Origin of the sequence: Nocardia sp. NPDC058518, from assembly GCF_042719655.1 — a bacterium.
Classification (GTDB): domain Bacteria; phylum Actinomycetota; class Actinomycetes; order Mycobacteriales; family Mycobacteriaceae; genus Nocardia.
The window spans coordinates 41,528-65,841 of record NZ_JBHXNJ010000002.1 but is presented as its reverse complement, the minus strand read 5'-3'; the positions used below and the strand labels follow the sequence as shown (position 1 = coordinate 65,841).

22 protein-coding genes are annotated in these 24,314 nt (G+C 68.3%); 8 read left to right on the top strand and 14 right to left on the bottom strand.

Going from position 1 to position 24,314, the window contains the following annotated elements; translation table 11 throughout:
* Positions 1–71 precede the first annotated feature (71 nt).
* Entirely contained in the window at positions 72–1,268 is a 1,197-nt protein-coding gene (locus tag ACFWPX_RS05035) for a hypothetical protein (RefSeq protein WP_378926551.1), read from the top strand.
* Here the strand turns inward: ACFWPX_RS05035 and ACFWPX_RS05030 are convergent, their stop codons facing one another.
* From ACFWPX_RS05030 to ACFWPX_RS05010, 5 genes are all read right to left on the bottom strand, one after another.
* Positions 1,269–1,718, bottom strand: coding sequence for a cupin domain-containing protein (locus ACFWPX_RS05030; protein ID WP_378926267.1), 450 nt, complete (start codon positions 1,716–1,718; stop codon positions 1,269–1,271).
* A gap of 20 nt (positions 1,719–1,738) precedes the next feature.
* Positions 1,739–2,965, bottom strand: coding sequence for an acyl-CoA dehydrogenase family protein (locus tag ACFWPX_RS05025; protein WP_378926264.1), 1,227 nt, complete (start codon positions 2,963–2,965; stop codon positions 1,739–1,741).
* A 53-nt stretch (positions 2,966–3,018) separates the two neighbouring features.
* Entirely contained in the window at positions 3,019–4,317 is a 1,299-nt protein-coding gene (locus ACFWPX_RS05020) for an amidohydrolase family protein (RefSeq protein ID WP_378926262.1), read from the bottom strand.
* Between the two features lie 115 nt (positions 4,318–4,432).
* Positions 4,433–5,002, bottom strand: a complete 570-nt coding sequence (locus ACFWPX_RS05015) for a TetR/AcrR family transcriptional regulator (protein ID WP_378926260.1) — start codon at positions 5,000–5,002, stop codon at positions 4,433–4,435.
* Complete coding sequence (locus tag ACFWPX_RS05010; RefSeq protein ID WP_378926258.1) at positions 4,999–6,240, bottom strand: cytochrome P450; 1,242 nt, start codon at positions 6,238–6,240, stop codon at positions 4,999–5,001. Before ACFWPX_RS05010 ends, ACFWPX_RS05015 begins: the two co-directional genes overlap by 4 nt.
* Before the next feature lie 179 nt (positions 6,241–6,419).
* Between ACFWPX_RS05010 and ACFWPX_RS05005 the strand changes: the two genes are divergently transcribed.
* The 4 genes from ACFWPX_RS05005 to ACFWPX_RS04990 all read left to right on the top strand — a co-directional run bounded on the left by ACFWPX_RS05005 (position 6,420) and on the right by ACFWPX_RS04990 (position 9,906).
* Positions 6,420–7,811 (top strand): O-antigen ligase family protein, encoded by a 1,392-nt coding sequence (locus tag ACFWPX_RS05005; RefSeq protein WP_378926255.1) that lies wholly within the window; start codon positions 6,420–6,422, stop codon positions 7,809–7,811.
* Between the two features lie 100 nt (positions 7,812–7,911).
* Positions 7,912–8,451 (top strand): carboxymuconolactone decarboxylase family protein, encoded by a 540-nt coding sequence (locus tag ACFWPX_RS05000; RefSeq protein ID WP_378926252.1) that lies wholly within the window; start codon positions 7,912–7,914, stop codon positions 8,449–8,451.
* Positions 8,448–8,714 carry a YdeI/OmpD-associated family protein gene (locus tag ACFWPX_RS04995; RefSeq protein ID WP_378926250.1) on the top strand — a complete coding sequence of 89 codons (267 nt, stop codon included), beginning with the start codon at positions 8,448–8,450 and terminating at the stop codon, positions 8,712–8,714. The genes ACFWPX_RS05000 and ACFWPX_RS04995 overlap by 4 nt, the downstream gene beginning before the upstream one ends.
* A gap of 244 nt (positions 8,715–8,958) precedes the next feature.
* Positions 8,959–9,906 carry a TfoX/Sxy family DNA transformation protein gene (locus ACFWPX_RS04990; protein WP_378926248.1) on the top strand — a complete coding sequence of 316 codons (948 nt, stop codon included), beginning with the start codon at positions 8,959–8,961 and terminating at the stop codon, positions 9,904–9,906.
* 36 nt (positions 9,907–9,942) lie between these two features.
* On the opposite strand, the gene ACFWPX_RS04985 is transcribed toward ACFWPX_RS04990, so the two are convergent.
* The 9 genes from ACFWPX_RS04985 to ACFWPX_RS04945 all read right to left on the bottom strand — a co-directional run bounded on the left by ACFWPX_RS04985 (position 9,943) and on the right by ACFWPX_RS04945 (position 20,484).
* The gene (locus ACFWPX_RS04985; protein ID WP_378926245.1) at positions 9,943–10,902 is read right to left on the bottom strand and encodes an exopolyphosphatase; all 960 of its coding nucleotides are present in this window, start codon (positions 10,900–10,902) and stop codon (positions 9,943–9,945) included.
* Positions 10,903–10,947: 45 nt separating this feature from the next.
* On the bottom strand, positions 10,948–11,463 hold the full coding sequence (locus tag ACFWPX_RS04980) for a DUF501 domain-containing protein (RefSeq protein ID WP_378919516.1): 516 nt from the start codon (positions 11,461–11,463) through the stop codon (positions 10,948–10,950).
* Entirely contained in the window at positions 11,460–12,035 is a 576-nt protein-coding gene (locus ACFWPX_RS04975) for a septum formation initiator family protein (RefSeq protein ID WP_378919518.1), read from the bottom strand. The genes ACFWPX_RS04980 and ACFWPX_RS04975 overlap by 4 nt, the downstream gene beginning before the upstream one ends.
* Positions 12,036–12,058: 23 nt before the next feature.
* The gene (eno, locus tag ACFWPX_RS04970; RefSeq protein WP_056813794.1) at positions 12,059–13,345 is read right to left on the bottom strand and encodes a phosphopyruvate hydratase; all 1,287 of its coding nucleotides are present in this window, start codon (positions 13,343–13,345) and stop codon (positions 12,059–12,061) included.
* 114 nt (positions 13,346–13,459) lie between these two features.
* A complete protein-coding gene (locus ACFWPX_RS04965) occupies positions 13,460–14,176 on the bottom strand; it encodes a lytic transglycosylase domain-containing protein (protein ID WP_378926242.1) in 717 nt (238 codons plus the stop codon).
* A 52-nt stretch (positions 14,177–14,228) separates the two neighbouring features.
* Positions 14,229–15,341, bottom strand: a complete 1,113-nt coding sequence (locus ACFWPX_RS04960; protein ID WP_378926240.1) for a hypothetical protein — start codon at positions 15,339–15,341, stop codon at positions 14,229–14,231.
* A 126-nt stretch (positions 15,342–15,467) separates the two neighbouring features.
* Positions 15,468–17,993 (bottom strand): ATP-binding cassette domain-containing protein, encoded by a 2,526-nt coding sequence (locus ACFWPX_RS04955; protein WP_378926237.1) that lies wholly within the window; start codon positions 17,991–17,993, stop codon positions 15,468–15,470.
* Between the two features lie 35 nt (positions 17,994–18,028).
* Entirely contained in the window at positions 18,029–18,982 is a 954-nt protein-coding gene (locus tag ACFWPX_RS04950; RefSeq protein WP_378926235.1) for an ABC transporter permease, read from the bottom strand.
* Entirely contained in the window at positions 18,979–20,484 is a 1,506-nt protein-coding gene (locus ACFWPX_RS04945; RefSeq protein WP_378926233.1) for an ABC transporter substrate-binding protein, read from the bottom strand. Before ACFWPX_RS04945 ends, ACFWPX_RS04950 begins: the two co-directional genes overlap by 4 nt.
* A gap of 303 nt (positions 20,485–20,787) precedes the next feature.
* Between ACFWPX_RS04945 and ACFWPX_RS04940 the strand changes: the two genes are divergently transcribed.
* The 3 genes from ACFWPX_RS04940 (at position 20,788) to ACFWPX_RS04930 (ending at position 24,297) form a co-directional block, all read left to right on the top strand.
* Positions 20,788–21,888 (top strand): TauD/TfdA family dioxygenase, encoded by a 1,101-nt coding sequence (locus ACFWPX_RS04940; RefSeq protein WP_378926231.1) that lies wholly within the window; start codon positions 20,788–20,790, stop codon positions 21,886–21,888.
* The gene (locus tag ACFWPX_RS04935) at positions 21,860–22,870 is read left to right on the top strand and encodes an ornithine cyclodeaminase family protein (RefSeq protein WP_378926230.1); all 1,011 of its coding nucleotides are present in this window, start codon (positions 21,860–21,862) and stop codon (positions 22,868–22,870) included. Before ACFWPX_RS04940 ends, ACFWPX_RS04935 begins: the two co-directional genes overlap by 29 nt.
* Positions 22,871–23,007: 137 nt before the next feature.
* Positions 23,008–24,297, top strand: coding sequence for a Y4yA family PLP-dependent enzyme (locus ACFWPX_RS04930; protein ID WP_378926550.1), 1,290 nt, complete (start codon positions 23,008–23,010; stop codon positions 24,295–24,297).
* The last annotated feature ends 17 nt before the right edge of the window (positions 24,298–24,314 follow it).

The window sequence follows — 24,314 nt, the reverse complement described above, 5'->3', positions numbered from 1 at the left end:
TCTAGCGCAGCGAAGGGATCGTCATGCATTCGGTTGTGGCCTTGTTCGTCCGGATGGGTTGTGTGCTGGCCATGATTTCGGCGGCGGTGGGATTTGCCTCACCGGCCTCCGCGGACCCGCCGGATTCGGCGCTGTGCGCGTGGCGGTTCATGTCGAACAGCACCGTGCTGAATGTGGCTTTCCCCGACGCGAACTCGACGTATTGGATGATGCCCTACGCGCTGGGGCCGGGTGACTCGATCGAGCTGTCCGGTAGCTATCCGGCTGCCCGGTATTTCTCGCTGAACACCTACGGGACCGACCTCGACACGGTGGACACGTTGCGCGACAACCAGATCGTCGCCGACCCGGGCAGTGCCAACCCCTACGTCGACGCAGGCGCCGCATCACTGCCCGCGTCGCAACAGCGTTGGCACGCCAAGCTGGTCAACGGCCCGGCCGACCACAGCCGCAACGAGCTGCAGGCTGTCGCGAATGGGCAGAGCACCCCGATCGGGTTCATCATCGTCCGTGTCTATGTTCCGACCGACCCGGCCTCGCTCAGTGGCGGTGTGCCGCTGCCGGAGGTGAAGCTCTCGATCGCGGGCGCCGACGTGCCGAGCCAGCCGTGCGCGCAGCCATTCGACCCGTCCACCTACACCGGCCCGGTCGCCGACGTCGCCAAGGACGCCTTCGATCGGGCGATCGCCGCGGCGGCCTCGGGCGCGTTCCCCGGCACCGCGCCGGAGGCGACGTTCGGGAACCCGGCGAGCACCTCCGGGCTCTTCCCGAACGGCGACAACAAATACATCGGGACGCGCATCAGCTATCAGCCGGGGCGCCTGCTGGTGGTGCGCGGCAAGGCCCCGACCTTCCCGGATACCAGGGCGGGGCAATCGCCGACCGATCCGAGCCAGCAGGTGCGGTATTGGTCGATGTGCCAGAACGACCTGCGCTCGCCCTATCCGGTTGTCGCCTGCGCGGCCGACTTCCAAACCGCGATCGACGGGTCGGGCAACTACACCTATGTGGTCGCCGCGCCCGCGGACCTGCCCGCGAACCTCGATCCGAGCGTGACGGTGATTCCCTGGGGCAGCACCGATGTGGACAAAGTGCTGTTCCTGCGGAACATGACCCCGAGCGCGGCGTTCTATCCCTCCTCGGTCCAGGCTTCCCAGGACTCCGGCGCCGACCCGGCCACCACGATGGGCCCGTACTACCCGCGGACCACCTATTGCAGCGCAGAAACGTTCGCCGCGGGCGGCGCCGGAGCGTGCCTCGGCTCCTGACTACGGGCAGTCCGGAGCGGGGGCGTCGACGAAGAGTGGTTCACCCGCGCGATTGAGGTAGGCGACATACAGTTCGGCGGGCCCGGTGCCGAGATTGCGGCCGACGTGCACGTGGTCGGGGCCGACAGTCTCGGACAATCCCTGGCCTGCCGAGTACGTGATCGGCACGCAGTCCGTCTCGTATCGCGTCACCGCGCCCGTGGTCACGACGGCGAGAACGGTGCCGTCGTGATAGTGCCACCCGAGCGTTCCTCCCGGCGCGATGGTGATGCGCCGGAAGGTGAACTTGCTCGGCAGCGAGGCGAAGGGACTGAACCCGCTCACATCGACCTGTGTGAGCGGTTCGACGGTCACACCCGAGGGCGGGGTGGCCGACGTCGAGGGCGCGAGAGCGACACTCGCAGCGACGACCACCACGGCGCTGACCAGGACATTCCGTTGGAGTCCCATCTTCGTAGTATACGAGCGGACTACCCGGCGGTCAGGCCCTTGGCGATGTGGGTGACCTGGACTTCGTTGCTGCCCGCGTAGATCATCAGCGACTTGGCGTCGCGGGCCAGTTGCTCGACCTTGTACTCGGCCATGTACCCGTTGCCGCCGAACAGCTGCACGGCTTCCATCGCGACCTCGGTGGCGGCGCGCGAAGAGTAGAGCTTCATCGCCGATGCCTCGGCGAGGGTCACCTGGTCGCCCGCGGCGGTGCGCTCGATGGCGTTGAACACCATGTTCTGCACGTTGATTCGGGCGATCTCCATCTCGGCCAGCTTGAGCTGGATGAGCTGGAACTGCGCGATCTCCTTGCCCCACAGCTTGCGGGACTTGGCGTAGTCGATGCACAGGCGATGGCATTCGTTGATGATGCCGAGCGCCAACGAGGCGATGCCGATGCGTTCGGCCGCGAAAGACTCCTTGGCGCTGGCCTTTCCGTCGCCCTTCGCCGGGTTCTCGGTTTCGCCGAGCAGGCGGTCCGGGGTGATGCGGACGTTCTCGAAGAACAGCTCGCCGGTGGGCGAGGAGTTCATCCCCATCTTCTTGAACGCGGGGCTCTGCGTGAAACCGGGCATGCCCTTGTCGAGCACGAACGCCAGCACCTTGCGATCGCGCCGGTCGACGCCGTCCTCCTCGTCCAGCTTGGCGTAGACGATGGTGACGTCGGCGTGCGGGCCGTTGGTGATGAAGGTCTTGCGGCCGTTGAGGATGTAGTCCTCGCCATCACGGCGGACGTAGGACTTCATGCCGCCGAAAGCGTCCGAACCCGAGTCGGGCTCGGTGATCGCCCAGGCCCCGACCTTGGCCATCGTGACCAGCTCAGGCAGCCAGCGCTTCTTCTGGGCGAGCGTGCCGCGGCTGCGGATGGTGCCCGCGGTGAGACCGAGGCTCACCCCCATCGACGCCACCAGGCCGAGGCTGACACCGGCGAGTTCACTGTTGAGGACCACGCCCATGCTGCCCGCGCCGCTGAAGCCGCCGCTCGACTTGCCCGAGCCGACGGTGCCGGCTTCTTCACGGGCGAGGGCCTTTTCGAGCCCTTCCCGCGCCATCTCGTCGAGACCGAACGCCGCGTACAACTTGCGGATGATGTCGAACGGCGGCAGCGCGCCGCTTTCCAGCTGCTCGATGTGCGGGGTGACCTCCTTGGCGATGAAGCCACGCACCGCGTCGCGAAACATCAGGTCTTCATCGGACCACTGATACATGTCGTGAACTCCCGAGGGGTCGCCGGAACTTTCCCTCGAATATAGAACACGTTCTAATTCGATGGGCGGGGCGTGGCACGGACGCCGCGCCGCCAGACGTCGACCACCGCGGTCGTGGCGGTGATGTCACGGGTCGGGTCGCCTGCCACCAGCACCAGGTCGGCACGCAGGCCTTCCGCGATCCGGCCGCGGTCGGCGAGGTCGAAGTACTCGGCGGGCAGGCTGGTTGCCGCGGCCAGCGCTTGCCTCGGCGTCAGGCCGACCTGGGTGAGCAGGGCGAGCTCGTGATGTAGTCCCACGCCGTGGGCGGGGACGAACGGGGTGGCGTCGGTGCCCGCGAGCAGCGGCACGCCTGCCTCGTGCAGGGCTCGCGCCGCGCGCATCGCGTTGGCGAAGGTGCCGTGCCCGGTGTGGTCGGCCGAGCCCGCTTGCTGTTCGGTCGCTTCGAAATAGGCGAGCGTGCTGATCACGAAGGAGCCGTCGGCGCGAACGCGGTCCACCAGGCGACGCATCGTCGCGTCGTCGTCGATATCGGCCCAGACGTGCCCGAATCCGTCGACGCCCGCGTCCAGGGCGATGGCCACCTCGCGTGCGGTGATGGCGTGCGCGATGACCCGCAGACCCGCCGCGTGCGCGGCGTCGGTCAGCGCGGTGACCGTTTCCGGGGTCAGCGCGGGCAGCGTCGTGCCGTGCATGGCGCCGTCGTCGATGACGATCTTGAAGTAGTCGGCGCCCTCGGCCACCCGTGCCTCGACGAAGGCCGCGGCGGCGGCCGGACCCATGACCGTGTCGAACGGTTTCGCGGCCGCCACCAGGTCGGGGCGGCCGGTGCCCGCCAGTACGGCGAGCAATTGGCTCGGGTGACCACCGGGCGCCGTCGCGAGGGTACCGGGACTGCGCAGGTCGGCGACGTCGTCACGCTCGGCGGCGAGTCGGCGTTGCGCGGCCAGCACCTGCGGCGGGCAGAACATGTCGAGCTCGGTGGTGACGCCGTAGCGCAGCGCCTCGGCGAGACTGCCGTCGAAGACGTGGGTGTGGGCGTCGATCAGACCGGGCAGCAGGGTCTTGCCCGATCCGTCGATGTCGAGGTCGATCGGGCCTGCGGACCCGACGATCACCCCGCCCTGGATGACGACGTCGGCGCGCTCGCGAACGTCACGTCCGTCGAAAACCCGGACGTCGCGAATCCGGGTGCGCGGGGCGTTGTTCGCCGCGGCGTCACCCGCGCTCGCGTCGAGAAATCGCGCGCCTGCCGCGATGCCCGCGACGCCCACTCCCGCCGCCGCGGTCGCCGCGAGAAACCAGCGCCGGTTGCGCCCACTGTTCGGCTGGTTCGATGTCGGTGATGTCATCACTGTCTCCTGTCCACGATGGTCACCGACAAAGAGGTGCGTGGACCGCGCGGCGTGACATCGCGCGGATGTGATCCATGCCATGACGGTTCGATGTCACAGCTGGATCAGCCGGTCAGGCGAAGGTGCGGGTGATGATCGGGGCGACGAAATCCTGGAGCATGGCGCGCTCGTCGGCTTCGTCTCGACCGGGGGTGGCCAGGAACGAGACGATGACGCGGGTGAGCCAGCGGGCGAGACGGCTGCGTTCGGGTTCGCTCAGGTCCGTGTCGGTGAACATGGCCGCCGCGAGGGACTCGATGACATCGGAATCCTGGCTGATTCGGCCCGCCGCGCCGGAATCGCCCGGCCGGAACCAGGCGATGAGCAGGGGGTCGGCGCGGACCGCCTCGACCGCGCCGAGCATCGCGGCGATGACGCGCTCGCCGGGGTCGGCGAGGTGGCGGACCTGCTCGTCGAGGTTCGCCACGATGCGACGAGTCTCGCGGTGCACGAACGCGATTCGCACCGACTGGCGATTGTCGAAGTAGCGATACAGCGTGGCCCTGGAACATCCGGCCGCCTTGGCGATGTCGCCCATGCCGACCGCGGCGACCCCGTGTTCGGCGAACAGTTCGGCGGCCGCGTCGAGGATGCGTTCGGCCGCCAGATCCGCCCGATCGGTGGCCAGCCAGTCACCGCTCACGCCGAGCTCGCCGCGCGGAACGGTACCGAGATGGGCCAGCGCACATAGTTGCCGTGCGCCCACCGCACCGCATCGAGGTCGACGGTGAAGTCGGGACAGCGGGTGAGGAGTTCCTCGAGCGCGACCCGCGCCTGCATGCGGGCGGCGGCCGCGCCGAGGCAGTGGTGGTGCCCGTGGCTGAAGGTGAGGATGCGCTTGGGGTTGCGGCGGATGTCGAGTTCGGCTGCGGTGGGACCGAATTCGCGTTCGTCGCGGTTGGCCGAGCCGTAGAGCAGCAGGACACGGCGGCCCTCGGGGATGGTGGTGTCGTGCAGTTCGACGTCACGGGTGGTGGTGCGGGCCAGGCCCTGCACCGGCGAGGTCATCCGGAGGAATTCCTCGATGGCGTCCGGGATGAGCGCGGGTTCGTCGATGAGCAGCTGCCGCTGGTCCGGGTTGGCGGTGAGGAGCTGGACCGCGCCGCCGAGATTGCCGGTGGTGGTGTCGTTGCCGCCGGTGATCATGGTGAACGCGAAGCCGAGAATCGCGACCAGGCCCTCGTTGTCGCCGTCGGCGCCGAGGCCGGAGGCCAGCAGGTGCGAGATGGTGTCGTCGCCCGGTTCGACGCGGCGGCGGGCGATCAGTTCGCTGAAGTAGCCGACCAGTTCGCCGACCGCGGTGAAGGCGTGCTGGTCGCCGGCGGCCAGCCCGGCCCCCGCGACCGCGCCACCGACGATGTTCTCGGTCCACTCGTCGAACTTGCCGTGATCTTGTTCCGGCACACCGAGATAGTGGGCGACCACCATGGTGGGCAGCGGCTTGAACAGCTCCTTGACGATGTCGCCCCCGCCCGCGGCGCGCAGCCGCTCGATGCGTTCGACGACGAACCTGCGCACTGCGGGCTCGACCGAATTCACTTGGCGCGGCGTGAATCCCGGTGACACCCTGCGCCGGAAATCGGTGTGCTCGGGCGGGTCCATGAAGACGAACGGCTTGACGGCGCCGAACCCGGCGGCCGCCAGATCGACGTAGTCCACGGTCAGCCCCGACGCGGAGGAGAAGGTCGCGGGGTCGCGTGCCGCCGTCCACACATCCGCGTGCCGTGACAGCACGTAGAAGTCGTTGTCCGTCTGTTCGGCGGGGATCACCCGGTGCACAGGGTCGTGCTCGCGCAGGGCGGAATACATGGACCAGGGGTCACGCCAGGTTTCTCCGGAGCGAAGCTCGAAGCCGACCGCATGAGACGTCGTTGAACTCATGCCTCCAAGATAAGACAAAAGTGCCCAACTGTCTAACGAAAGCAGGTGCTTGCCGGTGCGAAGCACTCCGACTTGTCATCAGAAGATCGCCTGCTCGTGGCGATCCGGAAATCCTCATGCGGGACATATTGCGGATGAGTTATCCCGGCCCGGCATCGCAGACACCACCGCGTGCACCGGTGAGGGTCGTTTTCGCGCGCGCGACCGCCCTGCTGTGCCTCGGCGCGATCGCGCTGGAATGCGTCGCCGACATCGTGCCCGACGAGTCGATCTTCTGGATCGTGACACCGACCCGCGCGATCATCGTTATCGGGCTGCTCGCTGTGCTGTGCACCGGCGAATCGCGGTGGCGCACTCCCGCCGATATCCCGCTCGCACTGCTGCTGTTCTCGTCGGCGGTGGCCAATTATCTCGCGGGACAACCATGGTCGACGTGGCGTGGCCTGCTCACGATTGTCGCTGTCTACTATCTCGCGGTCGGTGTCCGCCGGGTGGTGCCCGACTCATGGCCCGCGATCGCGTTGCTCGCGCTGGCCTGCACCACGATCGCGAGCATCGTCGCGTTGCAGCAGGTCGTGCAGGAAACCCCGACCGGGTTCTGCCGGGGCTCGCTCGACGGCTCGCACGATGTCTGCGGTGCCGACACCATGATTCGCGCCGTCGGCACCTTCTCCAATCCCAACCTGCTCGCGGCGTATCTGGTGCTGTTGTTGCCGGTCGCGGCGGCCGCGTCGGCGTCGCTCGCCAATATGCGCGCACAGTTGGTGAGTGGCGGATTGGTGGTACTCGGATATCTGGCCGTCGTGCTCACCGGGTCGCGCGGCGGTGTGGTCGCCGCGCTGGCCGGATTGGTGGTTTTCGCGTTCCTGCGACGACTGCGGCCGGGTAAGCACGCGACGGCCGAGCGCTGGGTGCCCTGGCTGCTGCCGATCGGGGCGACGATCGCGGCCGCCGTCGCGTTCGTCGTGGTCATCATCCGCGGCAAGGTCGGGGTTCGAGCCGACGTATGGACGGCGGCGGTCGAGATAGCCGCGAGCAATCCCCTCGGTGTCGGGCCCGGCCGTGCTGGACCCTGGCTCAACGAGGTGATCGACAGCCCGGAGGAGTTCCATCACACCCACAACATGTGGTTGAACTACGCCGTCGAATCCGGTGCCGGTGGTCTGCTCGCGGTCGTCGCGCTCACCGTCATCGGCATCTGGATCGCGGTAACCGCTAGTGCCGCAGGCTCTCTCACCGCTCCCGCCGCGGCTGCGGGGATGAGCGGTTTCCTCGCCATCAGCCTCGCCGACCACCCCGCCAACCACCAGCGCATCGCCTTCGCGGCGATGGCGATGCTGGCGATCGTGATCGTCGACCAATCCCGCCGCGAACCCGATCAGGTCGTCATCGACGCCCAACCCTTCCGCGCGGTCTCCCTCTTCGACGAGACAATGCCGCTCCCCCGCAACATCCTGGCGACGATGCCCCCACACCTGATATCGCCGCAGCCGGGTCCACGCGCGAACGTCCCGCGCCGAAACCCGGATCGGCCGACGCGCGACACGCCGCCCACCTGGCCTCGGGCCTAGCGGCCGAGGCACGAAAGGGAGGCAGATCACCCTGGGGTTCGATGGGCTCCCGGCGTAGGTTCGTGGGTGGACGAATCGTCGGCACGAAGGGGTGTTATCGATGCGGGTGATCAAGCGAATCAGGGGATACGCCCAGGTGATCGGGCAGGCCCGGCGTAATCGTGGGGATCTGGTGGGATGGCTCGGGCGACGGCCGCAGATCGCGGCGGCGACCGTGACCTATGAGACGGCGTTGTTGTTCAGCAACAAGCTCGACCCTCGGCTCAAAGAGCTGGCCGAGCTCAAGACGGCAGGGTTGGTGGCTTGTCAGTTCTGTCTCGATATCGGGTCGGCGCTGGCGCACACCGCCGGGCTGACCGAGCAGCAGCTCACCGATCTGCCCCGGTACCGGACCAGCGACGCCTATACCGAGCTGGAGAAGCTGGTGATCGCGTTCGCCGAGGCGATGACAGTCACCCCGGCGGTCGACATCGACGAGCTACGCGAAACCCTGCTCACCCACCTGTCGAAGGCACAGCTGACCGAGCTGGCCGCGAGTATCGCGTGGGAGAACCAGCGCGCCCGCCTCAACCAGGGCCTGGGGGTACAGCCGACCGGGATGGCCGATGGGATGGCGTGCGCGATGCCGGAACGCTCATGAGTAGCCGACAAGTGCCAGGTGGAGTGGTGCACGCGATGCCCAATGACCTGCACGAGGCCCTGCTCGCCAACTCCGTGGCACTCGCGGCCTGGCGCGACATCACGCCACTGGCCCGCAACGAGTTCATCTGCTGGGTCGAGGACGCCAAGCAGGACGCGACTCGCGAACGGCGGATTCGTCGCACGCAAGAGGAGCTCGAAGAAGGTCAGCGGCGACCGTGCTGCTGGCCTGGATGCAAGCACCGTGAGCGCACCGGCAGCTGAGGTCACGGCATAAATCTGTTGCCTGGGTTCGATGGAGTGTGGCCTGCTTACGGGGATGAAGAGACAGCGCCCGGGCAACGCCCGATCCGTAGATGATGGTTTGAAGCTGCACCGGCATGCGGTGCGGTCGGTTACTGGTGTGCGGACAGTGATCGCGCTGCGGCCGGGGACACATGCCCGGTTCAGTACCAATCGATTTCATGAGACCTGGCATGTGTTGAGTGATGATCATGGGGCTCGGTTGTTGAGTCGGCTGCTGTGGGGACTGTCGTATCAGGCCCGGCCGGGGACTGTGCTGGTGATCGACCGGGAGTTCCTGATGCCGACGCCGTTCGACGCGGATCCGGCCGATCCCATCGTGCTGGTACCGGAGTGGTGCACTCGGCTCGACGAGCGTGGCGCGGCCCAGTTGAAAGCGCTTTTGCCGCTGCGGAATTCGATGGGCACGGTGCGGTGGCAGACGTTCGGACTGGAGCGAACGCTCGAGCCGCGGGCATATGACCAGTGGTGCGAGGGACGTCGGCATCGCAGCGGCGCGGGTCATATCTCGCGGCGGCGCGGGTTGCTCGTGCTCACAGCGCGGACGCCGGACGACTGCCGCCAGTGGGCGCTCGACGCCGCCCGTCTCGATTCGGCGCGATACGGCACCGATCACGTCTATCTCGACGCGTGGGATCAGGGGCACGACGGGGAGATCCAGATCTTCCGGCGGTTTCGGCCGATGGTTAGTGTCGCCGAACAGGCTCGGGCGCAAGTTCTCTCGCGCGATGACGCACCTTCGACACCGAGCTCGTTGCGGGCCGCGGTGTGGGACGAGGCCGAAAGCGTGCGGGGTGACGCGCATCTGCGCATTCGTGGCTGGTCCGGAAACGTTCCTGCCCTCGGTGCCGCCGCCGCCGAGATGCTCGCCCGTGCCGACGTGCATTCCCTCGATGATCTCGCCGAAGTCGGCGCCGTCGAGACCTACCGGAGGTTGCGGGAGGCCGCCGTGGACGGCTTGAACCTCGAGATGCTGTGGGCGCTGGAAGGCGCGCTCACCTACCGTGATCGACGCTGGATCAGCGCCGAACGCCGCGGTGAGCTGATCGCCGAACTCGGCCCACCACCCGCCGTCACACCAATGCGGCGCCGACGGCGTTATCGTGCGCCGGTGCGGTCATCCCACGCCGTCACGGTCAACGCAAGGCACTGATCCTGCCGACATGATCGAGCCACGCTCCAGGCGGGCTCAGGCCGCAGCGTCCACGATCGACATGGCGATGCCGTCGAGGATGTCGTGTTCGCTGACGATAAGTTCGGAAACTCCGGCGCGGCTGGCCAATTCGTCAGCAAGTACTTCGGTGATCACGGCGCCGCCGCCGATCACGTCGACGCGGCCGGGGTGCATAGGGCCGAGGGCGGCGCGTTCGTCGTGGTTCATGCCGATCAGGCGGTCGCAGACCTCGTGCACCTCGGCCAGGCTCAGGCGGGTGAGATGCACTCGCGCGGAGTCGTATTCGGGCAGGTCGAGGGCGACGGCGGTGATCGTGGTCATCGTGCCTGCCACGCCGACCCAGGTGTGCACCTTGTCGACGGGGACCTTGACGAAGGCTTCGTCGAGCTTCTCCTGGGCGAACTCTCTTGCGGCAGCGACCTGGTCGGCGGTCGGCGGGTTGCCCGCGAGGCAGCGCTCGGTGATGCGGACACAGCCGATGTCGGCGGAATAGGCTGCCTGGACGCCGTTCTCGTCGCCTACCACCAGCTCGGTGGAACCACCGCCGAGATCGACCACGACGAAAGGTCCTGCGTCGGCGGACAATTCGCCGACGGCGCCGGCGAAGGAGAGGCGGGCCTCCTCATCGCCGGTGATCACCTCGGCGACCGCACCCGGCACCGCTCGGCCGAGTTCGGTGCGGGTCATCGAGAAGAAGTCGTCGCGGTTGGCAGCATCACGGGTGGCGGAGGTGGCGACCATGCGGACACGCGAAACACCCTGTGCCACCATCACATCGACATAGTCGGCCAGCGCCAGGCGCGTGCGTTCGATGGCTTCGGGGGCGAGGCGGCCGGTAGCGTCCACACCCTGACCGAGGCGAACGATGCGCATCTCCCGGTGCACGTCGGTGAGCCCGCCGTCGGCCCCCACCTCGGCGATCAGCAGGCGGATCGAGTTGGTGCCGCAGTCGACTGCGGCGATGCGCTCACTCATGGTGTCCTCCAGAGGTCTCGACCCGCGCACGGGCACTGCCCGCGATTATGCCTGTTCGTCAGGTGCGGCGGGCCAGTCGGCAGGGATCGCGGTCCCACGAAATCCGGCAGCGGCGGCCAGCGCGACGGCCTCGTCGCCGAAGGGGTTCACACCGGGCCCCTTGGCGAGCGAGTGCGCGATGAGCACGTGCAGGCACTTCACCCGGTCGGGCATCCCACCGCCGGTGAAATCGGTTCCGAGAGACTCGATTTCGTTGCGTTCGGCCAGGTAGCTCTCGTGCGCGCGACGGTAGGCGGCGGCCAGTTCGGGGTCGGTGGCGAGGCGTTCGGTCATCTCGCGCATCACCCCGGCCGATTCCTGCCTGCTCGCCTCGGCGGTGAGCCGCGGGTCGGTCAGGTAGTACAGCGTGGGGAACGGGGTGCCGTCGGGCAGGCGCGGCGCGGTCTTCACCACGGCGGGCAGGCCGTCGGGGGTGCGGTAGGCGACGGCGAGCACACCGCGAGGCTCGCGGCCCAACTGCTTCGCGATGATCTCGAGGTCGCGCTCGTTCGGTGTCGTCACCGTGGTCCTTCCGGGGGTGGTTCGGAGATGCTGCGCCACAGGTCGGTGTACCAGGGGTCGGGCGCCGCTGTTCGGGTGCTCATCGGCGGCGGCGCTGGTGCTTCGATGCCGGGAATCTGCACGATGTAAGGGGTTTCGCCGGGCATCACCAGGCGGAGGCGGTCGCGCGCTTCGGAACGGATGTAGGCCGGATCCTGTTGTTGCGCACGACGATCGCGCAGGCCTGCCAGGTCGGCTTCGAGTTCCACCCGCTGCTTGGCCAGGGCAACGGCCTCGGCGCGCTGACTGAAGTAGGTGCGCGTCGGCACGGCCAACGTGAGCGCGAGGCCACACAGCACCGCGGCCAGGATCACCGCTTTACCGGTCGAGAGACCGAGGATGGTGTGTTCGCCGCGCTCGAGCTTGCCGCTGGGCTTGCGCGAGCCTGCCGACTCCGGGTGCCGCCGCGTGGGGCGTTTGGCCGTGGTGGGGCGGCTCGGCGTATCGAGACGGGGGCGGGAGCGCGTGGCCCGCGACGTGCGCTTGTCACCGCGTCCACCAGGACTGGTTCCACGCGCACGTCGCTCGGTCATTCGCTACCGCCCCTGTACTGCTTTCAGAATTCGCCGGTGAAACGCGGGAAGGCCACGTCACCCGCGTAGCGTGCCGAATCACCGAGGGCGTCCTCGATGCGCAGCAGCTGGTTGTACTTGGCGACCCGCTCGGAACGCGCGGGAGCGCCGGTCTTGATCTGGCCCGAGCCGACGGCGACCGCGAGGTCGGCGATGGTGGTGTCCTCGGTCTCGCCCGAACGGTGCGACATCATGGTCTTGTAGCCGTTGCGGTGCGCCAGCTCGACAGCGTCGAGGGTCTCGGTCAGCGTGCCGATCTGGTTGACCTTCACCAGCAGCGCGTTGGCCGCGCCCTTGGCGATGCCCTCTTCGAGGCGCTCGGGGTTGGTGACGAACAGGTCGTCGCCGACCAGCTGCACCTTGTCGCCGATGGCGTCGGTCAGCGCGACCCAGCCGTCCCAGTCGTCTTCCGACAGCGGGTCCTCGATGGAGACCAGCGGGTACCGGGTGAGCAGGTCCGCGTAGAACTCGCCCATCTCGGCGGCCGTGCGGACCTTGCCCTCGAACTTGTAGCCCTCGCCCTCGGTGTAGAACTCGGTGGCGGCCACGTCGAGCGCCAGCGCCACATCGGTGCCGAGCTTGTAGCCCGCGCGCTCGATGGCGACGCTGATCAGGTCGAGCGCTTCCACGGTGCCCGCGACGTCGGGGGCGAAGCCACCCTCGTCACCGAGACCGGTGGACAGGCCCTTCTCCTTCAGCACGGCCTTGAGCGAGTGGTACACCTCGGTGCCCCAGCGCAGTGCCTCGCGGAAGGTGGGGGCGCCGATCGGGGCCACCATGAATTCCTGCACGTCCACGCCGGTGTCGGCGTGCGCGCCACCGTTGAGGATGTTCATCATGGGCACCGGCAGCACGTGGGCGTTCGGGCCGCCGAGGTAGCGGAACAGCTCGAGACCCGAGGACTCGGCGGCACCGCGGGCCACGGCCAGCGACACACCCAGCAGGGCGTTCGCGCCGAGGCGGGACTTGTCGGGGGTGCCGTCCAGGTCGAGCAGGACCTGGTCGACGGTGCGCTGCTCCACGGCGTCGAGGCCGATGATGGCGGGCGCGATCTCGTCGAGGACGCCCTCGACAGCCTTGGTCACACCCTTGCCGCCGTAGCGGTCGCCGCCGTCACGCAGCTCGACGGCCTCGTGCTCGCCGGTGGACGCACCCGAAGGTACGTCTGCCCTGGTCAGGGTGCCGTCGTCGAGGGCGATCTCGACCTCGACGGTGGGATTGCCGCGCGAATCCAGAATCTCGCGAGCTCCGACCTGTTCGATAATGGCCACGAAAACTGCTCCTTACGACGGAAGGCACGGTAGGTATCACGGGAAGGGCCGTGCGGTGCCGAGCCTATCGTCTCGGCGGAGTGTGGAGTAACCGGCACTCCGGGCCGTGGCTAACTACACGCGGCGGCCGATGCTGTATATCGCGGCGCGATCGCGCACCACATGCATGTACTTGTTCGACTGGTTGTAGGCGAACAGGGCGCGCTGCCAGCCGTCGGCCGAGGTCAGATCGCCGCCGCGGGTGCAGAGGTAGCGGGCGGCGGTGAGCGCGGCGTCATCGATGTTCTGCGGGTCGACCACGCCGTCACCGTTGGCGTCGACGCCCCAGCGCTTCCAGGTCTCGGGGATGAACTGCAGTGGGCCGACGGCGCGGTCGTAGGTGGTGTCGCCGTCGAGACTGCCGCCGTCGGTGTCGCGGATGTCGGCATTGCCCTTGGTGCCGTCGAGGGCGACGCCGATGATCGACGGGCGCACCGTCCCGTCGGCGTCGACGCCCGCACCGCGGTGGGTGCCGTGCCCGCTCTCCACGCTGGCGATGCCGGCGATGGTGGTCCAGGCGATCCCGCATTCGGGCCGCGACTTCGCCAGCACGGCGGCGGCGTACCCGTAGGCCTCGAGCGCGACCGGTTCGATGCCGATCGCGCCGGACTGTTCGTCGGCCCAGGCGCGCAACTGCTCGGATGCGCGGCCGGGTGCGTCGACATCGATCACGGGCAGCGGGACTCCCGGCCCCGGCGGCATGTCATCGGGGATCGACGCGAGCGAACTACACCCCGCTAAAAGGGCACTGAACGCGACTGCGGCGGCCACGCCGACCTTCTGCACTGACATCTGTTCAATCATCCAGATCCAGCGAGACTTATGCACGTCTCACAGCCACTTCTCAGAGTGGGACGTAGCAGACCGCCAAACCTGTGGTGGCGCCCGGCTTCATGGTGAAGGATCCCGAGGCGCCCACCGGCCGTGGACATTCCGCGCCCGGACCCCGATGGACTTCGGTCACCGTCGCGTTGGCGGCCGGATCGGCGCAGTCGACGAGCGCGGGTGGCGCACTGCCCGCGGCGCCGAACCCGATCAGGCAATCACCGGGTTGCCCGTATCCCAGGTGATCGGTATTCGCCGGGCCCATGCAGACCACCACGCGCAGATCGGTCGTCGCGCCGGTGTCGACGAATACCGCGTTGACATTGCCGTCATCGGGGCACTCCGGCGATACCGGCTCGACGTGCTGGGTTCGCACCGACAGGATCCGGTGGCGCACGCCCGGTTGGTCGCACGGGGCCACCGTCATAGTCGTTTCGGCGGCGCAGTCACCGACTTCGCTGCCGCTCATCGAGGTCGAGGACGCGATGGGCCGTGCGCACACCACGATCACGCGGCCGCCGAGCGAAACCTGGGCAACGGCGGTACGGGTCGCGGCGTGGGCTTTGCATGCCTGATCGGTGACAGGAATTCTCGCGTGGATTTCGATGCCGACCACGTCGAGGGTGGTGGCAGGCGTGCCGCAGGTCATCCGCACGATCGTCTCACCGCCCTTCTTCGCGTCGATGCAGTCCCCGGCGAGCAGCGCTCCCGGATCGGTGGTGTTGGCGCGGGTGGGCGACAAGCACAGGGCGGCAGCGGGATTCGACTTTTCCGGCTTCGGGTCGAGGACCGCGCGAGTGGCATCGGCGTACTTCATGCAGATGATCCCGAACGGCCACTGCGCCGATTCCCTCGCGACGATCCGGTAGGTCGCGCGCTCGTCGTCACAGCCGTACTCCACCGGTATCTCAGCGCCGGACACGCAGTCCCCCACCGCCATTGCCAACGGTTCGGTGCGGGTGAGCACGTACCCGGCCGCCCCGGCCGCGGTTCCCACGACGACAACGACGGCGAGCACGAGCCACAGCACCCACCGCCTGCGCGGGGAATCGACCGGCGGGGTGTGCGCGAACGGCGGCTCGGCGGGCGCCTGGATCGGCTCACCGGGCTGAGGCGGCGCGGGGTACATCATCGGGGTACGTCTCCTGAAATCGCTTGGAGGACAACCCGATTTATTCGGAGACGGAGTTGCGGCCGTTACAGGCCGGGTCGAGCTGTGGCGCCGAATAGGTCGGCGCCGCCTGCGCTGCGCAGGGCATCAGCCGAGAAGATCGGCGGTCGCCTGGTGGGCTGGTGCGGCGAGAACGGTTGCCGGGGTTCCTGATTCGACTATGCGGCCGTGATCGAGGACGAGGAGGTCGGTGCAGTGGCCGCGGACTAGGGTCATGTCGTGGCTGATCAGGATGACCGCGGTGCCGTGGTCGGTACGGAGGCGGTCGAGCAGGGACATGATGGCGGCGGCGGTGTCGGCGTCGAGGGCGGTGGTGATCTCGTCGCAGATCAGGACCGCTGGGTCGGCGGCGAGGGCGCGGGCCAGGGCAACTCGTTGACGTTGGCCGCCGGAGAGTTGATGGGGGCGGCGGGCGGCGAGGTCGACGGGGAGGTCGACGGCGGCGAGTAGGGCGGTGACGCGGGGGCGTAGTTCGGGTCTGGGGACTCGCGCGATGCGGCGCAAAGGGCGTGTCAGGGTCTGCTCGACGGTGCGTCGTGGGTTCAACGCCGCGCGAGGGTTCTGGGTGACGAGCTGAATACCGTTGGCACCGAACTTGATTCGACGCCTGCTCCCCACCGGAACCCGCACACCACCTACATCCAGCGATCCGACAGCATCGGCGTGCAAACCCGCGATCACCCGCGCGAGTGTGGTCTTCCCAGCTCCGGAAGGCCCCACGACAGCGAGGGCAGCACCTTCGGACACGCTGAAACCGATGTTCTCGAGCACCGTGTGGCCGCCCGCGACCGCGTTGATTCCCTCGGCGCGCACGGCGATTATCTCGCCGTTACCCGACAGATCTGCCGGAGCTGCGGTCCCGGCGGGGTCAGGATTCAGCACCCGACGCCCATTGCGACCTGCCGGACCCTCGCCCGACGGATCGACCTGTTGGCGGCCGGTCCGCCCCGAGCGCCCCTTGGGCAGCTGTACTTCTCCCGCTGAATCGGCCTCTACGGCAGTGATATCTACCGGCCCCGCACCCGGTGGGCGGAGTTCGATCACGGTGTCGGCGATGGCGTTGATCGCCTCGGTGTCGTGGCCTGAGAGCAGGACGGTAGTGGAGTTCTCGGTGGCGAGGGCGGATATCAGCTGGGCAATTTCGGTGCGGAGGGTGCCGTGCAGGCCTGCGAGTGGTTCGTCGAGGACGAGGATTCGGGGGCGGCGGAGGATGGCTCGGGCCAGGGCTACCCGGCGTTGCTGGCCGCCGGAAAGGCGGGCGCAGCGGCGGCGGAGGTGGGTGGGGTCGAGACCCACTCGTTCGAGGACGGCCAGGCGATCGGCGTCGGAGCTGCCGGGTGCCGCGTCGGCCAGGACCGCTCGGACGCGCAGTAGTGGGTTGAGTTCGGAGCCGGGATCCTGGCCGACATAGGCGATGTGCTCGCGGCGAAATCTGCGCAGTCCGGCGGCGTCCAGCGCGAACACGTCATGTCCCCCGACATGCACCGCGCCCTGCCCGCGGGCGCCGGGAGGTAGATGCCCGAGCAGCGCACGCATCGCCGTCGACTTACCCGCGCCCGACGCACCTGTGAACGCGGTGACCGTGCCCGCTGCCAGCCGGAATGACAACGGCGCCAACAACACCGCCCCACTGTCGGCGACAACGCTCAACCCGGCGATTACCGCCGCGTCCCCGGAATCCACCACCGAAATCCCACATCCCCCCGACCGCCCGGAACCTGCCACGCTCCCGGCGTCGAGTGCGCTCCCCGAGCCCATCTCGGCTACGGCCTCCGCGACCCCGACCGCGTGGACAGCGTCCGATGCGGTTTTCGGGGTTCGGCGATTCCTGGGACCACTGGTCACCACCAGGTTCACACCGACCGCCACGATGGCGATAGCAGCACTCGGCGCCAGGACGGCCCAGGGGTTCAGCAGAAGCCCGGACGCGTTGTCGCGGACCATGATCGCCCAGTTGTCGGGGCCGAGTGCCGAGACGCCGAGGAAGGCGATGGTGCTGACGAGGTAGATGGCGACGACGAAGCGCAGGCCGAGTTGGGTGGTGAAGACGGCGCGGAGGTTGGGGAGGATCTCACGGAAGACGAGATGGGACAGGGATTCTCCGCTGGCGACGGCGGCTTCGACGTAGCCGGAGGCAGCGATGGTCGCGGCGGAGGCGGCGAAGATCCTGGCGCAGTAGGGAACTCCGAAGAGCAGCGATACCGCGATCAGCGCGGTGACCCCACCCTGGGGCCATGCGGTGAGCACGAGCAGGATGCCGAGGACCGCGGGGAGCAGGATGACCAGATCGCCGCAGAGTTCGATGACCTTGCCCGCCCGCGGGCGCACGGCGGCGACGGCGCCGAGGACGGCCGACAGCACTGTCACCGCCACCGCGATCACCGCGGAAACCGCCAGCAGGTGGGTGCCGCCGGTGAGCAGATGGCTGAGCACATCCCGGCCCAGCCGATCGGTCCCGAGCAGCGCTCCGCCACCCGGCTGCGCGAACGGCATCCCCACCGCCTTCTCGCCCGGATAGGGCGCGAAGAGCGGACCCGCCACCGCGAGCAGCACAACCAGCCCCACACCGGCCGCCACCGAGTACCGCCACCACGCCGCGCCCCAGCCGGACATCCGCGGCACTCCTCGACCTCCCGAGTCGGACATATTCATCGCGCACTCCGCGACGCCCATGCCCGGACGACGTCGGCGACGGCGAGCAGGACCATGATGACGATCGCCGTCAGGGCGACCACCGCGGCGACCATGGTGGCGTCCCGGTCGGCGACGGACCCGGCGAGAACAGCACCGATACCGGGGTAGTTGAAGAGCGTCTCGACCACCAGCGCGCCGCCGAAGAGCATGCCGACCGAGGTCGCGTATCCGGCAACAATGGTCGGCGCGGCGAACGGCAACATGTGGCGGAGCAGAATCGTGCGGGTCTGGAGTCCTTCCAGCACAGCACTTTCCACGTGTGGCGCGGTAGCCACATCGAGCAGGGCCGAGCGCACGACGCGGGCGTTCCAGCCGATCTGCGGAATCGCCAACGCCAGCACCGGCAGCACCAGCATCTCGGGACCGAGGGGAAACCCGGAACGGCCGGTGATGGTCACGGCCGGGAGCCACCCGGTGGCCAGGGAGAACACCAGGATCAGCAAGGTGCCGCCGACGAATTCGGGTACCGCCACCGCAACGGTGCTGACAGGCTGCAGAATTCGCGATCCGAGCGCGGTCGGGCGCATTGCCCACCAGCAGCCGAGCCCCAGGGACAACGCGATGGTCAGCAGTAAGGCGATCCCACCGAGCAACAGGGTCTGCGGGAACTTGTCGGCGAGCAGCGCGCCGATCGAGTTCCCCCGCGCGGTCTGCCCGAAATCCCCGGTGAGCACCCCGGAGATCCAGTCGAGGAACTGCACCGGCAGCGCACGATCCAGACCGAGTTCGTGCTCTTTCGCCGCGAGCTCGGCCGGGTCCGCCTCCCTGCCGAGCGCCGAACGTGCCGCGTTCCCCGGCAGCAGATCCACCGCGACGAACACGACGGCCAGCAATGTCATCAGGAGCGCGATCCGCCGCAACATCGGCAGGGCAAAGGTTTTCACGGCACCGGCCTTCAGTGCGTTCACGCCAACCAGGCGCGTTCCAGCTGCACGCGCGCGAACCCGCCGAGCGTCGGCAGGTCACGCACCGTCGCAGCGGCGATGTCGACACCATCGGCCATGCCCCACACCAGATAGCCGCCGCGCTCGAACTCGATGCGCTGTAGTTCACGCACGGCGCGCGTGTAGTCGTCACCGGACGCGGCCAGCGCCTTGGCATCGGCGGCGTCGAATTCCGGGTCGCGGAAAGCGGTTTCGTTGCGGTTGGAGCCGGAGGTCATCAGCTTGTCGGCCAGGAACACCACCGAGTCGTTGGTCCCCCACGACACCGTGTACAGCGGTGCGTTGAGCCAGGTCCGGTCGTAGAACGCGGCCGATTCCGCCACCTGCACGTCGAGCCGGACGCCGATCTCGGCGAGCTGGGTGGCGATCACCTTCGCCGATTCGACCTCGCCGGGCACTTCGGCCTTGGTCACGAACGGGTAGCTACGTCCGGTGTCGAAACCGGCCTCGCGCAGGAGGGTTTTCGCACGCTCGACATCGCGGTCACGACGCAGCGCGGTGTCGTAGAGCGGGTCGGCGGTGCCGAGAACGTCGGCGGCGACGGTGCCGTAGCCGGAGTGCACCTGGTTGACCAGTGCGGTCCGGTCGACGCCGAGACGCAGCGCCGCGCGCACCCTGGCATCAGCGAACGGGCCGTCGGCGGCCCGCATGGCCACACCGAGCATGGTGTCGTTGGCACGCCGGATGACCTGCAGATCACCGCGCCCCGCGGCGGTGCGCCCGGCGATCGCGCCCACGTTGGAGGCGAGGTCGATCTGCCCACCCAGCGCCGCGTTACCCAGCGCGGTGACGCTGTCGAACATCGTCACCTCGATGGCGTCGAGCAGCGGCGGTGTGCCGTGCCAGCGCTCGTTGCGCACCAGCCTGGCGTTGCCGCCCTGATAGGACTCGAGCCGGAACGGGCCGGTGCCGATCGCGGCGGTGAAGTCGGCTGTGTCCTTCGGCACAGTGAACGTCATCAGCCGAAGCAGCAGTGGCAGTTGGGTATTGGGTGCGGGCACCGTGAACACGACGCGGTTCGGTCCGTCGGCGACGATGTCGTTCTCGGCCACCGGCATCTTCGAGGCACCACCGACCGAGCGCAGGCGCCGCATCGACCACACCACGTCGTCGGCGGTCACCGGCGCACCATTATGGAAGGTCGCGCCGTCGGCGATGGTGAACGTCCAGCGGCGGTTGTCGTCGCTCGGCTCCCAGCGCGAGGCCAGGCGCGGGGCGACGGTCGGGTCCGCGCCGGGAACGGTGAGCGCGTCGTAGACGAGCGAGGCGATGAGGAAGTCGCTGTCATTGCTGAGGTTGGCGTGCGGGTCGCGTTCGCTGCGGGCGGGGGTGCCGAGCGCCCCGACCCGCAGGGTGCCACCGCGTTGCGCGGTGGCGGACCGATCATCGCTGGTGCACGCTGCCGCCAGTAGTAGTGCGGTGACGCCGATGCCGGACTGGAAGAGCTGCCTGCGAGTGAAACTCATCGTGTTGCCTCCTCGAACCGCGTGCGCCGAAACCCCTTTTCCGACACCGCAAACTAGGCGAGGCTAGCCTAAAAGCTGCCCGACGTGGGGAGCTTCACATCCACCGTCACCGAACCGCAGCGACCCGCGACACCCCGGTCAGCGCTCACTTCGGCAACTCGGGTAGAAAGCTACGTTATATGGATCGGCTATTTCCCTCGCCGACACGTTAGGTAAGTCTTGCCTAATCAGATACTAGGCACTACCTTCGCACATCGTGCCCGAAGATCACCCGCTTTCGACCGATGCGAAGAAGGGAAACCGGTGAAAAGCGTTCTCCCCGAACGTCTGACGATTCACCAGCACGACATCGAATATCGCGAGCTCGATCCCGGCGCCGCGACGGCGCTGCGATCGCTCGCGGCCGAGATCCGCCACCGATTAGGTGACGCATCACACACCGCTACCCTGCACGACCCCGCGCTGATCGCCCAGATCACCGAGCGCGCCGGCGAACTGCCCGACAGCGTGCGCCACGCTGTTCGACCGCCCGCCACCGCGGCCGGTGCGACCGTGGTGCGCGGGCTGCCCGTCGACGACGCCGATTTCGGTCCGACGCCTGCGCATTGGCAGGCCGCGGCCGAGCACGCGGACAGCGGTTCACTCGAACTGGATATCACGATGTTGCTGCTCGGGCGTTGCGTCGGCGAGCCTTTCGGCTGGCAGGGGCAGCAGAACGGCAGACTGGTCAACAACATCGTGCCCGCCGCGGGCCACGAGGACGAACAGTCGGGCGCGAGCAGTTCCACCCTGCTCAGCCCGCATACCGAGGACGCCTTCCATGCTCAGCGCGCGAACCTGCTCATGCTGACCTGCCTGCGCAACCCCGACCGGGTCGCCACCACGGTCTCCTCGGTGCGCGAGGTACACCTGTCCGACGACGATCTGCGCACGCTCACCACCCCGACGCTGCCGATCCTGCCCGACGTCTCCTACGGCACCGGTTTCGATCAGCTCGCGCCGTTGCCGACGCTGTGGCTCGACGAAACCGGCTCTGTCACAGCACGTTACGATCCCGCCTACACCCCGATCGATGATGCGGACGCGGTCTTCCGCGCCGCCTACGCCAGGCTCACCGCCGAACTCGCCAGGGTCAGTCACGCCCCCGCGCTGGCCCCCGGTGAGATCCTGCTGGTGGACAACGATGTCGCCGTGCACGGGCGCGTTCCGTTCCGCGCGCGCTACGACGGCACCGACCGCTGGCTCAAGCGCATCAACATCCGGCTGCCCGAACGCGCTCGGCGCGCGCAGGAGTCGTCCGAGAATGGGTATGGCCAGCAAGTGGTCGCGCCGTTCCGGGCGGCCGCTGATCGGACAGCAGAGCGGGGCATTGCAGATGAACGAGGATCCGTTGAACAACCGTGACCGTGGCATCGGGCTGCGGGTACTTTCCCGCAGCGACCTGGCCGACGTGCCGATCAGCCCCGCCGAAGTGGTGCGTGCCGTCGAGGAGGCCTATCTCGCCTTCGCGGCGGGCGAATCCGACAATCCGCGCAAACTGAGCGTCGCCGACCCCGGCGGCTCCTCGGTGTCCTACGCCATGCTCGGCCGCGACGGGCGGCGGCGCGTGGTGGCCATGAAGACCTCCTACAAATTCGATCCAGGTCACGATCGCAGCACCAAGCGGTACTACACGACCATCACCCTCTACGACGACACCACCGGCGCCCCCATCGCGATGATGGACTGCGCGCGGGTCGGCGCGTTACGCACGCCCGCCGTGTCGGCACTGCTGGTGCGCGAGACGGCGCGGCGCGGGGCGGAGAGTGTGCTGCTCATCGGCACCGGCACGCAGGGACGTAATGCGTTGCCGCACTTGCTCGCCGCGAATCCGCAGCTGCGCAAGCTGATGGTGTACGGCACGCATCCCGAGGGACTGGCCGCCGTGCATTCGCACCTGGCCGACGCGGCGCCACACGCGCTGCTCGACGTGGTCGACGACCCGTACGCGGCGGCCGCGTCCGCCGATGTGGTTCTGGCCACGGCCGGACCCGGCACCGAGGTAGCGCTCGAATCCTCGCATCTGGCACCGGGTTCGGTGGTGGTACTGGTCGGCTACGGGCTGGCACCGTCGACGCTGGTCGACGCCGATCGGGTGGTCGCCACCAGTGCTGCGCAGATGGCGCTCACGGGCACCGACATGGTCGGACCGGACGGAACGCTGCGTTCGGTGGACGCCGAACTGCCGCAGGTACTCACCCGCAGCGCCGTGGCCCGCCGCAACGAGAACGAGAAGATCTTCGTCTACAACAGCGGGCTGGTGCTCACCGATATCGCGGTCGCGCACGCGCTGGCCGCCAGGGCGATCGCCGAAGGGCGCGGCACGGAGGTGCCGTTGTGGGACTGACGGGCGAGCAGTCCGGGGTCAGCACCCCAGTGCCCGCGCGGCGGCCGGACGAGCGGCTACCGCCGGGCCCGCCGCACATCGCGGACTGCGTCGACCGTTCATCGACCGCCGCTGGACCGGGTCACTGCGCACCGCCGATGCCCGCCTACACCGATGCGGCAGAACAGCGGTTACTCGCCGATCCCGTCCTGCTCGGGGATATCGCCGATGCGGTCGGTGGACCGTTTCATGTGCTGTTCCCCGAGCGGGTTTCGGTGAATATCAAGGCTTTTCAATCGGGTTTCGCCGAGGCGGGTGTCGACGGGTTCGTCTACTTCGGGAAGAAGGCGAACAAGGCGGCGTGTGTGGCTCGGGCCTGCGCGGACAACGACGCGGGGATCGATGTCGCCAGCACCGGCGAGCTGATCGCGGCGCTGGGGCAAGGGGTGCGGGGCGAGGACCTGATGGTCACCGGGCCCGCGAAATCCGATGAGTTGCTGTGGCTGGCCGCTCGGCATCGAGCGCTCATCGCCATCGATGCCCTCGATGAACTCGACCGGCTCGCCGCGCTGGATACGCCGGTGCGGGTGCTGCTTCGGGTACTGCCCGAAGGCTCGACCAGCCGGTTCGGGCTCGATCGCATGGAACTCGAGCAGGCGATCCAAGCCATCGGCGCCCCGATCACGCTGTCGGGCTTCAGTTTCCACCTGTCCGGGTATGACGCCGTCGCCCGCGCCGAGCAAGCGTCCGCGCTGGTCGGGCACTGCAGACGTGCCAGGGCGAACGGTCATCTCGCGGACACGATCTCGATCGGCGGCGGCTTCGGCGTCGACTATCTCGATGCGGCGCCGTGGGCCGAGTTCCGGAACACCCTCAGCGACAACTGGTTCCACTCGCGTCCACCCGGCGACTACTACCCGTACCACTTCCCGGTTCCCGGCGCGGCGATGCTCGGGGCCATCCTCGCCCACAACGATCTCGCCGGACTGCTGCGCGACAACGGAATACGGCTCGCTGTCGAGCCGGGACGGGCGCTACTCGACCGCGCGGGCAGCTCCGTTTTTCGAGTTCAAGGGGTGAAAACCCGGACCGCACAGGGCAACCCGTATGACATCCTCACCGTCGACGGCACCAGCCTCAGCCTGTCCGAACAGTGGTTCGACAGCGAATACCTCCCCGATCCCGTGCTGTGGCCGCAACGCCCCGGCCATCTCACCCCCACCTGCGTCGGCGCCACCACCTGTCTGGAGTCCGACCTGCTGAGCAGACGGCGCATCCCGCTCCCCCGCCGCGCACGAACCGGCGACCTGCTCGTCTACCCGAACACCGCCGGGTATCAGATGGATTCCAACGAATCCCCCTTCCACGAACTCCCCCTCCCGCCCAAGGTGGTGCTGCGCGCAGGCGCCGACCGACCGCGCTGGAGTCTGGACAGCACAGCCCGCTGATCCACCCGAGATATCGA

What these genes read in the sequence shown, in the direction of transcription:
- ACFWPX_RS05035 (WP_378926551.1), top strand. Translation starts at nt 72, where the DNA reads ATGATTTCGGCGGCGGTGGGATTTGCCTCACCGGCCTCCGCGGACCCG.
- ACFWPX_RS05030 (WP_378926267.1), bottom strand. Translation starts at nt 1,718, where the DNA reads ATGGGACTCCAACGGAATGTCCTGGTCAGCGCCGTGGTGGTCGTCGCT.
- ACFWPX_RS05025 (WP_378926264.1), bottom strand. Translation starts at nt 2,965, where the DNA reads ATGTATCAGTGGTCCGATGAAGACCTGATGTTTCGCGACGCGGTGCGT.
- ACFWPX_RS05020 (WP_378926262.1), bottom strand. Translation starts at nt 4,317, where the DNA reads ATGACATCACCGACATCGAACCAGCCGAACAGTGGGCGCAACCGGCGC.
- ACFWPX_RS05010 (WP_378926258.1), bottom strand. Translation starts at nt 6,240, where the DNA reads ATGAGTTCAACGACGTCTCATGCGGTCGGCTTCGAGCTTCGCTCCGGA.
- ACFWPX_RS05000 (WP_378926252.1), top strand. Translation starts at nt 7,912, where the DNA reads ATGCGGGTGATCAAGCGAATCAGGGGATACGCCCAGGTGATCGGGCAG.
- ACFWPX_RS04995 (WP_378926250.1), top strand. Translation starts at nt 8,448, where the DNA reads ATGAGTAGCCGACAAGTGCCAGGTGGAGTGGTGCACGCGATGCCCAAT.
- ACFWPX_RS04985 (WP_378926245.1), bottom strand. Translation starts at nt 10,902, where the DNA reads ATGAGTGAGCGCATCGCCGCAGTCGACTGCGGCACCAACTCGATCCGC.
- ACFWPX_RS04975 (WP_378919518.1), bottom strand. Translation starts at nt 12,035, where the DNA reads ATGACCGAGCGACGTGCGCGTGGAACCAGTCCTGGTGGACGCGGTGAC.
- ACFWPX_RS04965 (WP_378926242.1), bottom strand. Translation starts at nt 14,176, where the DNA reads ATGTCAGTGCAGAAGGTCGGCGTGGCCGCCGCAGTCGCGTTCAGTGCC.
- ACFWPX_RS04960 (WP_378926240.1), bottom strand. Translation starts at nt 15,341, where the DNA reads ATGATGTACCCCGCGCCGCCTCAGCCCGGTGAGCCGATCCAGGCGCCC.
- ACFWPX_RS04955 (WP_378926237.1), bottom strand. Translation starts at nt 17,993, where the DNA reads ATGTCCGGCTGGGGCGCGGCGTGGTGGCGGTACTCGGTGGCGGCCGGT.
- ACFWPX_RS04945 (WP_378926233.1), bottom strand. Translation starts at nt 20,484, where the DNA reads ATGAGTTTCACTCGCAGGCAGCTCTTCCAGTCCGGCATCGGCGTCACC.
- ACFWPX_RS04935 (WP_378926230.1), top strand. Translation starts at nt 21,860, where the DNA reads ATGAACGAGGATCCGTTGAACAACCGTGACCGTGGCATCGGGCTGCGG.
- ACFWPX_RS04930 (WP_378926550.1), top strand. Translation starts at nt 23,008, where the DNA reads ATGCCCGCCTACACCGATGCGGCAGAACAGCGGTTACTCGCCGATCCC.